The organism is Paenibacillus oralis (genome assembly GCF_003863965.1).
In the GTDB taxonomy this organism is placed as follows: domain Bacteria; phylum Bacillota; class Bacilli; order Paenibacillales; family Paenibacillaceae; genus Fontibacillus; species Fontibacillus oralis.
The window spans coordinates 4486585-4502424 of sequence record NZ_RRCN01000001.1 but is presented as its reverse complement, the minus strand read 5'-3'; the positions used below and the strand labels follow the sequence as shown (position 1 = coordinate 4502424).

The 15840-nt window shown below is 59.8% G+C and carries 9 protein-coding genes; all 9 read right to left on the bottom strand.

Going from position 1 to position 15840, the window contains the following annotated elements; translation table 11 throughout:
* Positions 1-308: 308 nt before the first annotated feature.
* The 9 genes from EHV15_RS20125 to EHV15_RS20085 are packed head-to-tail and all read right to left on the bottom strand — an operon-like array spanning position 309 to position 15806.
* Positions 309-1754, bottom strand: a complete 1446-nt coding sequence (locus tag EHV15_RS20125; RefSeq protein ID WP_128632771.1) for a DHA2 family efflux MFS transporter permease subunit — start codon at positions 1752-1754, stop codon at positions 309-311.
* 2 nt (positions 1755-1756) lie between these two features.
* The gene (locus EHV15_RS20120) at positions 1757-1981 is read right to left on the bottom strand and encodes an MbtH family protein (RefSeq protein ID WP_128632770.1); all 225 of its coding nucleotides are present in this window, start codon (positions 1979-1981) and stop codon (positions 1757-1759) included.
* On the bottom strand, positions 1974-9182 hold the full coding sequence (locus EHV15_RS20115; RefSeq protein WP_128632769.1) for an amino acid adenylation domain-containing protein: 7209 nt from the start codon (positions 9180-9182) through the stop codon (positions 1974-1976). Before EHV15_RS20115 ends, EHV15_RS20120 begins: the two co-directional genes overlap by 8 nt.
* Before the next feature lie 15 nt (positions 9183-9197).
* Positions 9198-10178 carry an isochorismatase gene (locus EHV15_RS20110; protein WP_128632768.1) on the bottom strand — a complete coding sequence of 327 codons (981 nt, stop codon included), beginning with the start codon at positions 10176-10178 and terminating at the stop codon, positions 9198-9200.
* Between the two features lie 27 nt (positions 10179-10205).
* Entirely contained in the window at positions 10206-11840 is a 1635-nt protein-coding gene (locus EHV15_RS20105; protein ID WP_178075907.1) for a (2,3-dihydroxybenzoyl)adenylate synthase, read from the bottom strand.
* Between the two features lie 2 nt (positions 11841-11842).
* The gene (dhbC, locus tag EHV15_RS20100) at positions 11843-13087 is read right to left on the bottom strand and encodes an isochorismate synthase DhbC (protein ID WP_128632767.1); all 1245 of its coding nucleotides are present in this window, start codon (positions 13085-13087) and stop codon (positions 11843-11845) included.
* Positions 13088-13112: 25 nt separating this feature from the next.
* Entirely contained in the window at positions 13113-13901 is a 789-nt protein-coding gene (locus tag EHV15_RS20095) for a 2,3-dihydro-2,3-dihydroxybenzoate dehydrogenase (RefSeq protein WP_128632766.1), read from the bottom strand.
* A 14-nt stretch (positions 13902-13915) separates the two neighbouring features.
* On the bottom strand, positions 13916-14764 hold the full coding sequence (locus EHV15_RS20090) for an alpha/beta hydrolase (protein ID WP_128632765.1): 849 nt from the start codon (positions 14762-14764) through the stop codon (positions 13916-13918).
* A 16-nt stretch (positions 14765-14780) separates the two neighbouring features.
* A complete protein-coding gene (locus EHV15_RS20085) occupies positions 14781-15806 on the bottom strand; it encodes an ABC transporter substrate-binding protein (protein WP_128632764.1) in 1026 nt (341 codons plus the stop codon).
* Between the last annotated feature and the right edge of the window lie 34 nt (positions 15807-15840).

Genomic DNA, 15840 nt, shown 5'->3' with positions numbered 1-15840 from the left:
AATTGGATTTAAAATTATTCCCATCACATTGGACAAATTGTACGATATTTTCGAATCGACCGAACATCAGGTCTTGGCTCACCTTGGCGGATACACGATCGCGGATGTGCTGAAACGGATAGAAAAACGGGCTTACAGCTAGCCGTTTTTTTCACCATAAACCTGGTTCCCGAGGAGACAACAAAAGATAATTCCTATTAATCTTCAGTGCCGTCTATATATAAAAAAATACCGCAGCGAATTCTATGGATTCGATGCGGTATTCCTTTAAAAGTATAACAGATGTTATTACTTTTATTTACCGCCCTTCACGCTTGAACGGATTTTTCCCCGTCCGGCTTCGCCGGGGCTTGCTTCGCAACGGTGGCAGAGGCATCGCTGTCGCAAAGCCGCAGCGCAAAGCAAAGGCCCATGAGCAAGAAGCCTGCGGCCCCGAGCAGAGCGGCACGGTACGCCATGATGTTAGGCTCTATATCTCCGGCGGCATTGATCGTGCGGGTTCCCGCCACGGCAAGAATACCGGACAGAACCGCCAAGCCTATAGCCGGCCCCAGTCTGTTCTGCACGGTGAACCAGGTCGAGGCCCGGCCCATCAATGCAGGCGGAATGTTGGCAAATGCCGCAATCTGAACGGCTCCGACCGTATGGCCCAAAAAGACGCCGACACCGAACAGCAGACTCCGAATCAGCCATGGATGGGTATGAGGGCCGACCGTGCTCAGCATGACGAAGAGAATCGCCGTGCCCAATAACCCCATAACCATGACGCGCTTCGGGCCAAGCCTCGGATAGGTCCAGGGCACAAGTTGAGAGGCAAGCATAAGGCCAAGCGCCTCCGGGAAGGTCGTCAACCCGGTATCGAGCGCCGAAGCATGCAGCGCATTCTGGTACATTAACGGGAACACGTACAGCATCCCCAGTAAGCCTGATGCGGAGAACATAGCGACGAGGCCTGCCGTGCGGAACAGGCGGTCGCCCAACAGCCGCAGATCCAGGAGCGGCTGCTTCACCCGCAGTTCGACGGCGACAAGAGCGGTTATCAGGATGAGACCCATCCCTCCCGTTACCCAGCTTGCGGGAGAATCCCAGCCCCGCACAGGACCTTGGCTAAGCGCATACATCAGTAGAGCCAGACCCGGCGCCGACAAGAGGAGGCCCCAAACATCGAGGCGACCCGCCTTTTGCTCCTGATGCTCCTTCAAAAAGACGATTCCGAACAGCAAAGCGGGAATCCCTATCGGCAAATGCACATAAAATATCCAGCGCCACGAAAGATGCTCGATCAGCAGCCCGCTAATAATCGGCCCTACGGCAGGAGCAACCGCGATCGGAAGAACGAGGGCCCGGGAGACCTTGGCCCGCTCCTGCGGGGGGAACATGCGAAACAGCATCGCCATTCCTATCGGAGTAAGCAGGCCGCCGCCGATGCCTTGCACGACCCGAAAAACGGTCAAAGCCGCCAAACTGTCAGCGAAGCCGCATAGTGCCGAGGCTCCCGTGAACAAAGCGAGCGCGAGCAAAAAGGCGCGTTTGGTCCCCCATTTGTCGCCTAACCAGCCCGCCGCCGGCAGGACGACAGCGAGGCTTACCAGGTAGCCGACATTAAGTACTCCCGATGCGGCCGGAGGCACTTGCAGTTCCAGGCTGATCGTCTGCAGCGCAACGTTTAGAACGGTAGCGTCCATGGCCACCGTGAACATGGCCGCGACATATACGACAATTACGGCCGTTTTCGGGTTCAACCCTTCCTTCATCACTATGCTCCATGAACAAGATCCGAAGAAGACTCGGATAAGCTGCGGGGCCGCAAATCTGCCCAATGCAGGTTAATATAGTCAAGGCACCCCTGGCGCGTCTCCGGGCCCAGGACAGTACTCCATCCATCCGGCACCGCGGCAAAGGCAGGCCACAGCGAATACTGCTCCTCCTCATTCATCAGCACCAGATAAGCGCTGTCCGCTTGCTCAAAAGGATTACTCATGGATTAGCTCCCTCCCATCTTGTCCGGCAGCCGCGCCGTTCGCCGCATTCAGCTTGGTCAAAAGAGTCGCGCCGATCTCGGCAAGCGGTCCCGGCTGACACAGATCCTTATGCCGGCAGGCGATATCATGCCGATCGATCCGTCCGCCTATAAAGGGAATCCACATCTCCGGTTCAATCGGATCGAACCAATCCGGTATGATCGTCGAGCGGAAGAACAGAAGATCCCCCTCGAATCGCCGCGGAGTATAGGCTCCCAGAAGGCGGACCGAGTTTTCATAAGTTTTTTTCAAATTCAGAATGGTTGCCTCGTCAAGCGTAGCCAAAGCGCTGCTGTCGCTGCGAAGAATCTCGATCGCGTTAGCGACAGTAAGCGGAACATCGCCAATGCTGTCCTTGTCATAGCCGCCCAAAGCAAGCAGCGCAGTCAACGCCTCCTCTTCATCCGGTTCTCCCCGAATCGGGAGGTAGTGGCTCGGATAAGCGTCAAGCATAGCCAAAAACGAGACTTTTTCCCCTTCTTCTTGGAGCTTCACAGCCATCGCATGCGCCACATTTCCGCCAAGTGACCAGCCCAAAAGGCGATAAGGACCGTGTGGCTGAATCGTGCGAATGGCTTCTATATAATCCGAGGTCATCTCCTCAAGCGTCTTCGGCAACTCTTCCGCTTGCGCGATGCCGCGGGCTTGCAGCCCGTAGATCGGATAGTCCATGCCGAGATGCTTCATCAGGCCCGCATAACACCAACTCAGCCCGCCCGCAGGATGCACGCAGAATAGCGGCAGTTGCGCGCCATAGGTTCGGAGCGGCAGCAGAACCTGGAGGGCGCTGTCCCCCCCGTCCATATCGAGCCGCTCCGCAAGCCCGGCCACTGTTGGCGTTTCGAAGAGGCTGCCAATGCCAATCTCCCGGCCCAGCGCCTCACGGATGCGGCTGATGAGGCGAACCACCAGCAGCGAATGGCCGCCAAGCTCGAAGAAGCTGTCGTCGATCCCTACGCGCCGCACCCCGAGCACTTCGGCGAACAGATCGCACAGCACCTCCTCCTGCGGTGTTCTCGGATTGCGGCCGTCCAGCTCCAGGGAGAGCTCAGGCGCCGGCAGCGCCTTCCGATCCAGCTTGCCGTTCGGGGTGAGCGGCAGTGCGCCTAGGCCGATAATCGCGGATGGAACCATGTAGTCGGGCAGTATGGAAGCTGCATAGCGGCGCAATTCGGACGGCTCCGTGTTTGCGCCCGCAGCGAACACCACATAAGAGACCAGCCGCTTGTCTCCCGGCCGATCCTCGCGCACCACAACCGCCGCTTGGGCGACCTCGGGATGACGGGCCAGCACGGCTTCAATCTCGCCCGGTTCGATGCGGAAGCCCCGAATCTTCACCTGATGATCAGCGCGGCCCAAATAATCCAGCGTTCCATCAACTAGCCATTTCGCCACGTCCCCGGTGCGGTACATTCTGCTGCCCGGCGGGCCGAACGGATCGGCGACGAACCGCTCTGCCGTCAATCCCGGACGGCCCCAGTAACCGCGGGCCAGGCCAGCTCCGGCCACATACATTTCCCCGGCCGTTCCGGGCGGAGCCGGCTGCAGCGCCTCGTCCAGCACATACACTCGCAGATCCGGTATCGGCCCGCCGATTACGCTGTTGGCTCCCGAGGCGCCACTATACCGATCCAGCTCATTGTAGCTGACATGCACGGTCGTCTCCGTAATGCCGTACATGTTAATCAGTCTCGGAGCGTGATCCGGATGGCGGCGGTACCAGTCCTCCAGACGGCCCGTCTCCAACGCTTCGCCCCCGAAAATGACATAACGCAGCGAAAGCGTCTGCCCCAGCTCGGGTTGTTCCCGATCGGCCTGCATCAATTGATAGAAGGCAGACGGCGTCTGATTCAGGACGGTCACGCCCTCTTGCGCGAGCAAGCGCAGGAACTCGCCCGGCGATCGGCTTACCGCATGAGGCACTACGACGAGACGCCCACCGTGCAGCAGCGCACCCCAGATCTCCCACACGGAAAAATCAAACGCGTACGAATGAAACAGGGTCCATACATCCTCTGCTCCAAAGCGGAACCAGTGCCGGGTAGACGCGAACAAGCGCACGACATTTTGATGCGGGATAACCACCCCTTTGGGCTTGCCCGTAGACCCTGACGTATAGATGATATAGGCCGGACTGTGCGGAGACAGTCGCGCACTGCGTTCCTGAGCGCTTGGATTGGCAGAGGATTGCTGCCGCAGCCGCTCCTGAACAGTGGCCTCATCCAAGGCGATCCGCGGAACACCTCCGGTCTCTGGCAGCCTGGAGGACACTTGGGCGATCGTCACCATATAGACAGGCGCCCCGTCCTCCAGCATATAAGCGATCCGATCGGCAGGATAATCCGGATCGAGCGGAAGGTAGGCGGCGCCCGCCTTCAGCACGGCCAATACGCCGACAACCATCTCGATAGACCGCGGCAAGGCCAACGCCACGATTTGCTCGGGGCCTACCCCCTCTGCCATAAGTAAATGCGCGAGCTGGTTTGCCCGCAGGTTCAATTCCTCATAGCTCAAGGCGTTACCTTCATGAACGACGGCTGCCGCCTCCGGCGAACGGAGGGCCTGCGCCTCGAACAGCTCCGGAATGGTAGCCGGCGGCGGCACTGCGGCTTCCGAAGCGCTCCATTCCGTCAGGATGCGGCGCCGCTCTTCCGGCATCAAAATATCAAGCCGCCCCATCGGCTTGTCCGGTGCAGCAGCAGCCGACTCCAGCACACGCACATAGCGGGCCGCCAACGTATCGGCTGTGCCGCGCTTAAACAAATCCGCGCTGTATTCGACCATTCCGACCAACCCGGCCGGTTCGCCCTTCGCATCGCGGCATTCCTGAAGCTCCACGGTCAGGTCGAACTTCGCCGTGCCTGCGCTTTCCAATTGAACGCCGGCTTCTACACCCGGCAAATCGAGCGCGGGAGCCGGTGTATTTTGCAGCACCAGCATGATCTGAAAGAGCGGATGCCGGGAACGGGAGCGAACCGGGTTCACCGCTTCGACGAGACGCTCGAACGGCAAATCCTGATTCGCGTACGCGTCCAGATTCACTTGGCGGACCCTGGCAAGCAATTCGCGGAAGCTGGGGGCCCCTGACGTGTTGGTCCGAAGCACCAGCGTGTTGATGAACAAACCGACAAGACCGTCAAGCGCATCGTCGTTCCGCCCGGTTATCGGGCTGCCGATCGGTATATCATTGCCCGCGCCAAGCCGCGTCAGAAGCACGGCCAGCGCGGCCTGCAATACCATGAACAGGCTCGCCTTGCCGTCGCGGGCGAGCTCCAAGAGCCGGCCGTGAAGCTCCTCATTGATACGGAACCGGACGGAGCCGCCTTGATAGCTGGCCGCTGCCGGACGCGGATAATCGGCCGGCAGCTCCAACTGCTCCGGCAACCCTGCAAGCGTCCGTGTCCAGAACTCAAGCTGGCGGGCCATCAGGCTGCCGGGATCGCCGCCGCTTCCCAGCAAGCGCTCCTGCCAGATCGCGTAGTCCGCATATTGAACCGGCAGCGGCGGCCAGGCGGGATGCTCGCCCCGGCAGCGCGCCGCATAGGCGGCGGACAGATCGCGCGTCAGCGGTGACAGCGACCATCCGTCCCCGGCGATATGATGCAGGAGCAGCAGCAGGACGTATTCATTCGGCCCAAGCTCGAACAATTCTGCCCGAAGGGAAGGCTCTTCCGCTAGCCGGAAGCGGTAGCGAACGGCTTCCTTAAGCCGTTCAGGCAGCTCCGCTTCGCTGGTCTTGGTCAAAATCAGTCTAGGGCGCGCCTCGCCGGCATCCAGAATCAACTGGCGAGAGGCGCCGGACGACGCATCGGGGAACACGGTGCGCAGCGTCTCATGCCGGCCCGCCACATCGGCAAGGGCGTCCTCCAGCGCCCGGATGTCCAGTTCACCGGACAGGCGGGCGACAAGAGGGATATTATAAGTCGGGGACGGTCCTTCCAGACAATACAGGAACCATAACCGCCGTTGGGCGAAGGACAACGGAATATCGTCGGGCCGCCCACCCGGCCGGATAGCCGGCCGGGCTTCCCGCGAATCATCCAGCCGCTGGACAAGCCCCGCCACCGTAGGCTCTTCAAAGAGGCTGCCAATACTCAATTCGGCGCCCAACGACTCGCGTATGCGGAGGATGACTCGTCCGGCAAGCAAGGAATGGCCGCCCAGCGCGAAAAAGTCATCATCGATACCGACGCGGGGCTGTCCGAGCACTTCGGCGAACAGGGCGCAGAGCATCTCCTCCTGCGGGGTCCGGGGTTCTCGCCCTACAGCCGCTTGTCCGGAATCGGGCACAGGCAGAGCCTTGCGGTCAATCTTCTTGTTCGGTGTTAAAGGCATGGCATCCAGCGTGGCGATCGCGGCAGGTACCATATAGTCAGGCAGTTGGCCGGCAGCATAGCGGCGCAGTGCGTCCGGATCGACTCCGGAAGGCGAAGCCGGAACGACATAAGCAACCAAGCGCCGCTCCCCCGGCCGATCCTCCCGGACAATCACCGCGGCTTGCGCGACATCGGCATGCCGGGTGAGCAGAGCCTCAATCTCGCCCGTCTCGATGCGGAAACCGCGCAGCTTAATCTGATGATCGGCCCGCCCCAAATAATCGATGGAGCCGTCAGCCAGCCATCGCACGAGATCGCCCGTGCGATACATCCGGGTGCCCGGAGGCCCGAACGGATCGGCCACGAACCGCTCCGCCGTCAGATCCGGCCGCCCCAGATAGCCGCGCGCCAGCCCTGCGCCCGCAATGTACAGCTCCCCCGCCACCCCCGGAGGAACTGGCTGCAGCGCCGCATCGAGCACGTAGAGCCGGGTATTCCAAATCGGCCCCCCAATGGACGGCTTCCCCGTACGCTCCGGTCCCAACAAGGCAGCGGTCGAATAAATAGTCGTCTCCGTCGGGCCGTATTGATTGTTCACCTGACAATCCAAATCCTGCAGGGCGAGCTTGAGCCCGACCGGCAAGGCCTCGCCCCCGGTTATCACCGTCAGCCCGTCGAAGCTGCCGGGCTGGCTGGCGGCAAGCGCCTGCCATAACGTCGGGGTCGCCTGCATCATGGTCGCCCCGCTGCCTTTGATTTTCCGGGCCAGCGCATGCGGGTCCAGAAGCGTCTCCTTCGAGGCGATATCGACGGCGGCTCCCGTCGTGAGCGGCAACAGCACCTCCATGACGGCGATATCGAAGGAGATCGTCGTCACGGACAGCAGCTTATCCCGGCCATCCGGCGCAAACCGCTCACGCATGCACAGCAGCAGGTTGGCCAGCCCTTCAAATGTAAGCAAGACGCCCTTCGGTCTGCCCGTCGATCCGGAGGTGTAAATGACATAAGACGGGTGAAGCGGCGACAAACGGCATAACCGGTCGGCGTCGCTCGGGTTGCGCTCCACTTGCCGCTCGAGGCGCTTCATGGCCGCAGGCTCATCAAGCAAGATTTTCGGAATCGCGCCGGAACCGGGCAGCCTGGAGTCCACCTCCCGAACCGTGATCAGGCACATCGGAGCGGCATCATTCAGCATATAGGCAATCCGGGCGGACGGATAATCCGGATCGATCGGCAAATAAGCCGCTCCCGCCTTATGTACCGCCAGGATGGCGATGACTATCTCAATCGATCGCGGGAGCGCCAGAGCCACGATCCGCTCCGGGCCGGCACCATGCGCAATGAGCAGATGCGCCAGCTGGTTGGCGCGCGCGTTCAATTCCGCATAACGGAGTACCGTGTCCTCGAAGACCACAGCCACTGCATCGGGCGTGCTCGCCGCCTGCTCCTCGAACAACGCCGGGACGCTCCATTGCATCAGCGCGTGGGCGGTGTCATTCCATTCGTCCAACACCTGAAGGCGTTCTTCAGGCAGCAGCAGCTCCAAACGGCCAAGCGGTTGGCGGGGATCGGACGCAGCCAGCTTGTCCAGCACATGCAGGAAGCGGCGCCGATGCGCGCTCAGTTCGCCGGCATCGTAAACGGCAGGGTTGGCATCGAAGTCAATACGCGGTCCGCTGCCGCCGGAGCCGCAGTAAACATGAATCGTCAGATCATCGACAGGCCCGGCCGCCAGATTGCGTATCTTGCCGCGACATCCGGCAAAATTCAGCTCCTCGATAAACGGCATAATATTCATGAGAGGTCCGAACAGCCTCCGGTTGTCTCCCACTAATTTCAGGTCGCGCCGCAGATCCTGGTGCCTGTAGTCCTGATGCTTTCCTATCTCGCGCATATTCCCGAAGATCTGCCGCACCAGCTCGCTCACGCTCATGTCCGGCCGGACGGCGACGCGCAGCGGCAACAGGTTCATCACCATGCCGGGAACGCGCATCGCCGCGGAGCCGAGACGGCACATCATCGGCACGCCGAGAATGACGTCGTCCGTGCCGGTTAGCCGATGCACATAGATCGCGGCGGCGGCCATCACAACATCGGGCCAGCTTGCCCCCATTCCGCCCGCGGCCGTCCGCCAAGCGTCCATGATGCTTGACGGCAGCTCCGCGGACTCGCGCAAAAAGCTTCTCGACGTGAACTGAGCCCGATCGCCAAGGCTAACCGCTTCCGGATGATCGGCGAAGCGGGCCTGCCAAAATTGCCGATCCCGCTCCAGCCGTTCCGATGCGCGGTAAGCCGCATCTTCCTCCAGGACGGAGCGCCATGAACCGAACGCCCCCTCGCCTAGCGGCAGATCACGAGCGAGCGCCGTATAAATTTGCGCTACCCTTCGCGTCAACAGCGAAAAGCCGTAACCATCGATCACAATATGATGAATACGTTGGTACCAATAGAATCGATCGGGCGCCAGCTTCAATAACGCTTCGGTAAACAGCGGACCACGGCGCAGATCGACCGGCCGGGCCAGATCCTGCTTCATCCATGCTTTCGCCGCTGCATGCGGATCCTCCTCGCCGCACACATCGACCCTATGCATCGTCCAAGCGGATGACGGGGCGATCGTCTGCCAAGGACCGTCCCGATCCTCGCCAAAGCGTGCGTGCAGCGCTTCCGCCTCCATTACGGCCTGGCGTACCGCGGTCTCGAAGCGATCCGGGTCGACAGGTCCGAGGATATCGATGTACTCTCCGGCATTGAATATCGGATTGTCCGGATCAAGCTGCTGCGCGAACCAAATGCCCGACTGCGCACCCGACAAAGGCCAGCGGCCCTGATCAAGATCATGCATGAGCATCTCCACCTCCTATACGAAAAAATAATCGCCGTTCGGCAAAGAGCAGCTCATCCGGGAAGATATAAGCTGCCACCAGTCGGCCAATGTAGGGCGTTCGGCCAACTCCGCGAAGCTTACTTCGGCTCCGCCGCGGTGCCACCGCTCCATCAAGCTCATAATCCGGATCGAATCGAGTCCCCAGGTGGTAATCAGGTTGTCATGATCCGCAATTTTGGACGGATGCTCCTGCAGCAGTCCTGCCACTTCAGCGCGCAGCGCTTGCCGCGTCAATGGCAGGGGCCATCCTTCAGGCAGCGCTTGCAGGCTCGAATCAGACACCGATACGGATTCAGATTCAGACGCCGAATCCCCCTGCCGGGCCAGTTCCTCAATGAGACGCCGGGTCGTTATCGTGACTGCGCAGCGTTCAGCCGCGTAAGCGAGAGCCGACCGATGCTTCTCTGCCGAGAAATCCGCGACAGCGTCGGCGACGAAGAAAGGCTGCACATCTTGCATGAATGCTTCGCATGCGGTCATGAGGCAGCCGATATGCGCATAAATGCCGCACACGATTAGTTGATCCCGGCCGCGCTGGCGCAATAAATCGAGCAGCTCTGTTTTTTGAAACGCGCTGTATCGCCATTTCGTTATCACGATATCATGCTCGCCGGGAGCCAGCGCTTCCACGATTTTTTTCTGATAAGGCCCGTCATTCATGCCCGGCCCCCAGAAATCACACAGCAATCCGCGCCGTTCAGGGCTCTGTCCGCCGGGCTGCGCCGAGTACACGACAGGGATGCCTAGAGCGGAGCATTGCGTGCGAAGCTTCCGGATGTTCGCCAATAATTCCGGGACAGGCGATTCGTCCGCATTGAAGGCGTCAACGAAGTATTGTTGCATATCATGAATCAGAAGAACGGCCCGCTTCGGATCGCGCGTCCAGGCCACCTTGTTCGCCGGCAGGTCCGACTCCGCAGGCATCGGATAAGGCAATATGGAAGGAAGAGCCATAATAACATCCCCTCTCTCTTTTCATCGTTATTTGGACGGATCGGCGAGTTCGTTCCGCTTATTGACAATGAGCTCGCGCAGCGTCTTTTTGCTTACCTTGCCAACCCCTGTTTTGGGAAAAGAATCCGTAAACTCCACCCGATCGGGGATTTTGTAAGCCGCCAGCCCCCGCTCCCTGAGGAAGGCTTTCAGTTCAGCAGCCGTCAGCGGTGAGGATGGATAAGGAATAACGAATGCGCATGTGCGCTCCCCAAGGAACTCGTCCGGCATCGCCACCACCGCCGCATCGTGCACGCCGGGATGGGCCAGAAGATGATTCTCTACCTCTTCTGCCGCCACCTTGTCTCCGCCGCGATTAATTTGGTCCTTGGCGCGGCCTTCAATGACCAGATAACCGGACGGGGTCAATCGGGCCAGGTCGCCCGTACGGTAAAATCCGTCGGCTGTGAACGCTTTGGCGTTATGCTTCTCGGCTTTGTAATAGCCGCGGATGGTATAAGGTCCGCGCGTCAGCAGATGACCCGTCCCGCCCGGCTCGACTTCGCGGTCATCGTCATCGACCAGCCGGATTTCATCATATGGCGACATCGGCCGGCCTTGCGTGTTCACGACGATGTCTTCCGGATCATCCAGCCTCGTATAATTCACCAGCCCTTCCGCCATTCCATAGACCTGCTGCAGTGTGCAGCCCATAACGTTCCGTACCCGCTTGGCCGCCTCCGCGCTGAGCTTGGCTCCGCCTGCCTGCAGCACTCGAAGAGGTGATAGGTCGCAGCGGCGGGATGCCGCCGCATCAAGCCAGATCAAGACCAGCGGCGGTACGACGGCCGTGATCGTGACGCCTTCCTGCGCGATAAGGGGGAAGGCGATGTCTGGACTCGCTCCGCGCGCCAGCACGACCTTGCCGCCGGCATAGAGCGTTCCCAGCGTGCCCGGCGAGCTGAGCGGATAGTTGTGAGCGACGGGCAGCACCGCCAAATAGACGCTGTGCTCATTCAGGGCGCAGATCTCGGCGCTCATCCGGAGACTGTAGATATAATCATCATGCGTACGGGGAATCAGTTTAGGAAGCCCGGTCGTCCCGCCGGAAAGCTGGAAAAAAGCAATGTCCTCGGGCCGTGGTCCATCGATGTCGTCCACAAGCTCGGCATACAGATCGTCCAGTGCCACGTACTTTCCCGCATCCCCGGCCACAATCACCTGGCGCAAGCCTGGAGCCGCTTCCCGCACCTGGTCGGCAAGCTCCCGGTAATCAAAGCCCATGTCGATATCAGGGATAATATATGCCGCCGCTTCGGCGAATTCGCATAAATAAACGATCTCGCTCTTGCGGTGGGCCGGCAAGGAAAAGACGGGCAGCGCGCCCAACCGGAACAGGGCAAAAATAACTTCAAAAAATTGCGGAATATTGGGGAGTTGAACGATAACCCGATCCCGCGGCCGCAAACCCAAGTTGCGGAATCCGGCGGCAAGGCGGTCTGCGCTGGCGTCAAGCTCCGCATAGCTTATCCGCCGATCGCCGCTGACGATGGCAACGCGATCCCCGTGAGCCGCGGCGTGCTGCCGCAGCATTTCGCCGAACGTCTCTCCGCGCCAGCATCCCAGCTGGCGGTAGCGTTCGGCCCATTCTTCCGGCCATGCGTGACATCCCTCCATCAGCATGCTCATCCCTCCTTCACCCTTGAACATTGTTCTTGATCCAACCCCATGGCAAGCAGCAGCGTACGGAACTTGGCCGAAGTCTCCGCAAGCTCCGAAGCCGCGTTCGAGCCGGCGACGATTCCCGCTCCGGCAAACAGGCGCAGTGTACGTCCTTCCGCCTCCGCGCAGCGGATCGTGACCGCCCACTCCCCGTCTCCATTCGCGTCGCACCAACCGACCGCCCCCGTGTAGTACGCACGATCGAAGGGCTCGATGTCCGCAATCACGGCGCGGGCCAGCTCCGTGGGCGTTCCGCAAATGGCAGGCGTTGGATGAAGCGCCATGGCCAACTCCAGCGAGGAGACCGCAGGATTGGCAAGCTCCCCGGTGATGTTGGTCGAGAGATGCCACATCGTTTTCGTCCGCGCGAGCGACGGCCCGGCGGGAACATGCAATTCCCGGCAATAGGGACGCAGCGCAGCGACCACCGCATCAATCACAACTTTATGCTCATGCCTGTCCTTGTCGGAGGCCAGCAGCGCGGTCGCCCTGCGCTTGTCCTCGTTCGGATCATCGCTGCGGGCCGCGGAGCCTGCCAACGGATTGGCCGTAACTTGTAAACCCTTCTTCGTGATGAGCAGCTCCGGACTGGCCCCTATCAGCGTGCGGGGACCCCTGCGCGCTTCCGCCGCTTTGCCATCTTCCGCCGCCAAATCGGCCGCAAAAGTATAGCCATGGGCATTGTGACAAGCCAAATTGTGCAGGATTTGCTGGACATCGACAGCTTCCGGCGCCGTCATCAGCAAAGTTCTGGACAGCACCACCTTCTGAAGTTCGCCTTCACTCAGGCGGGCCAGCGCTTCGTTCACACCATCCATATATGCTTCCGGCTCCGGAATCGGCTGTACCTCCCATACGGATGCCACGGGCCGTTCCTTCAGCATGCCGGCATCGAAACGCAAAGGGCCTGCCCATTGCACATCGTCCGGCACGATAAGCTGCGCGGGTCTTGCAGGAGCGTAGGGAATCGCGCCGACGACAAGCGGCATCGCATGCCCCTTCTGTCTGGCAACGGCCAGAAGCTCCGCCGCGCGCTCGGGCAGGCGACGGCAGTCGTCCAGCCCCTCCTGATCGGACACCCGTCCCCATTCTCCCCGCGTCAACAAGGTTCGTTCCAGCGAAGAAAAATAGAAGGACGTTCCCGTCCGGTATTGCTCCAACAGCTTTACGGCAGACGCCGCAAGAGCCGCATCATCATATTTCGGCATTTCAACCGTCTCCCTCCTATCTATCTCAGCACCCCAAAGTCGCACCGCCGTCGACGTACAATTCATGCATCGTAATATGCCGCGCCCGGTCGGATACGAGAAAACTCACCGCATCGGCAATGTCGGAGGGCATGGCCAGCTTGTGCAGCGGAATACCCAAGCGGAACGACTCCGGCGAGCCGGCAATAACTGCCTCCGCACCGTCCTCGCCGCTCCAAAGCACCCGCTGCATGGCCGTATCCGTGGATCCGGGTGCTACGATGTTGCAGCGAATATTATTCCTGGCATACTCCAGCCCAAGACATTTGGTAAACATGGCTGCGGCTGCCTTCGAAGCCGCATAGGCCGACATATGCATCCGCGGCACCCCGGCCGCGTTCGACCCCACGGTAACGATGGAGCCGGAACCGCGGAGCGCCATCCGTCCGACGGCGGCCCGAGACACATAAAATACACCGTTGACATTGACCCTGAAGGTTTCCTGCCAATCCTCATCGCTAAGCGATTCGATGCGCCCTGCCCGCAGCACACCGGCCACATTGACGACGATCTCAATCGGCCCCAGTTCCTGTTCGATTCGCTCCACCGCTTCTTCCACGGCCGCCCGGTCACCCACGTCCGCCGGGTATGGCGCGGCACGGAGATTCCCGGTGCCGTTCAACTCGGCGGCAAGCTTCTCGACGCCCGCGGCATTCCGATCTATGGCCGCGACGATCGCCCCGAGTCCGGCAAGCGCGCGAGCCACCGCTTCCCCGATGCCTTGGGCAGCGCCTGTAACCAATGCGACTTTCCCCTTAATTCCTTCATATTCCACCTTTAATCAACTCCTCATTGCTGCTCCGGATTCAGGGCAAACCGCAAGGCCCGGCTGATCAGAATCGGCAGCACCGAGACATGCCCTTCATCTTCAAATTCTTTGTATACGGCGCTCACTCCCAAATCGGAGAGAGAAGATAGACGTTCTGCAAGCTCCCTGGCGCTCTCGCAATTGCGGGAGACATGGCTTTTCTCCAATTCCCCGACTCCGAGCAACAGCCGGGCGTTGACCGGCTCCTCCCGTATACGGGCCGTGAATGTCCGCTCCTGTTCAAGCAAAAATTCCTTGCTCCAATGGATGGACGGACTGCCTGCAATATAGTGCCGGAACGCGTCCGGCTTCGTAAACAACGCGTACAGCACGAACAAACCACCGAGAGAGTGTCCGAAAATAGTCTGCCGGTTCAGGTCAATCCGGAACTCGCTGGCGATCTGCGGCTTCAGTTCCTCCTCGATGAATTGCAGGAACGCCGCTGCCCCGCCTTGTTCGGGCAGCTCTGCTCCGTCGGATCCGTGCGTGTACACCGTACTGCGAACTGGCGTGTAATCGTAATAGCGGTCCGGCGGATAGGGAGCCTCCGTCTCATAGCCAATTCCTACAATGATCGCCGGAGCCACTCCCGTCTTGTCGGGACAGTGGCCCTGCAGGCGCACCGCCTCGACCATCGTTCCGAATACCGCGTTGCCATCCAGTAAATAGATGACCGGATATCCCGAAGGAGGGGGCTCCCCCTCCGGCTGCGCCACGATAATCCGGTAGGTGCGATTCTCGGCCCGCGAACGCAGTGACCATTGCTCCGAGCGAGGAATGCCGACTTGGCTGCGCGAAAAATGATCAAGCGTAATGATGTTCCGTTTCATGTCATCCTCCTTTCGCTCATTGCGTCAGCAGCCGAACCGTGTCGTCTACAATTTTTTCGTAAGCGATAAGCCCGCTGCCAAGCCAATATTCATTGCTTACTTCGTACACATGACCCTGCTTGACGGCAGTCATGCTCTTCCAGATTGGACTTTCCATCATTTCTTTCATGCGCTCCGTCCCTTGGCCATAGGCATTAATGACAAAAATATAGTCCGCGTCCAATTCGGGAAGAATCTCCATGGATATGCTGGCGCTATTCTCATTCCCTACGAGATCGGATATGCCAAGCCCCAGATCGCGGTGGACGACATAACCGCACAAGTATTGCCCGCCCATCAGGCTGACGCCTTTGTGGGCAAAGCGAATAATCGCCACCTTCTTCTCTCCGACCGCTTCTTTCAGCTTTTCCTGGGCTTCCTTCACTTTTTGGCGGTAAGCCTGCAGCGCTTTATTGGCCTCGTCGGTTTTGCCGAGCAGCTCTCCAATGGTAGTGAGGGAGTTCTCGATATTTCCGGAAGCATTTGTGAATACATAGGTTGGCGCAATTTTGGAGTAGATTTCATAGTTCCCATTCTGGGCATAGGTCTGCGTATGTAAGATAATCAGATCGGGATTGTAAGACAGTAACGCCTCCGGCGATGGCTGCCCTTCCGAGAAATCAAGCTTCGGCACGCCTTTCAATTCCTCTTGCAGGTAATCATGTCCCCGTTTCCCGTTGGACCACTGCGCTACCGGCTTGACGCCCAGCCTGAGCAAGGAGTCTTCCAAGTTGGGAGCGAAAATGTTCTTGGGCTCCGCAGGAATGGTGATTTCATGGCCAAGCTCGTCCGTGATCGTCCGCTCGCCGGAAGACTTCGCACTGTTTTCATCCGCTGCGGCAGACCCTTCCGCGACGTTTGCGGAGCTTGGTTGGCCGATCGGCTCGGCTTCGCCCTCTTTCATAGAACAGGCCGTCAGCACACTTCCCAAAAGCACGCAGCACAGCAACGCCGACATGCGAGCCATAAAGCCGGACTTGGCGTGAACTAGAAATTTTGACATGGTATCCCCCCTAAGTGATAATGATTCTCATTCA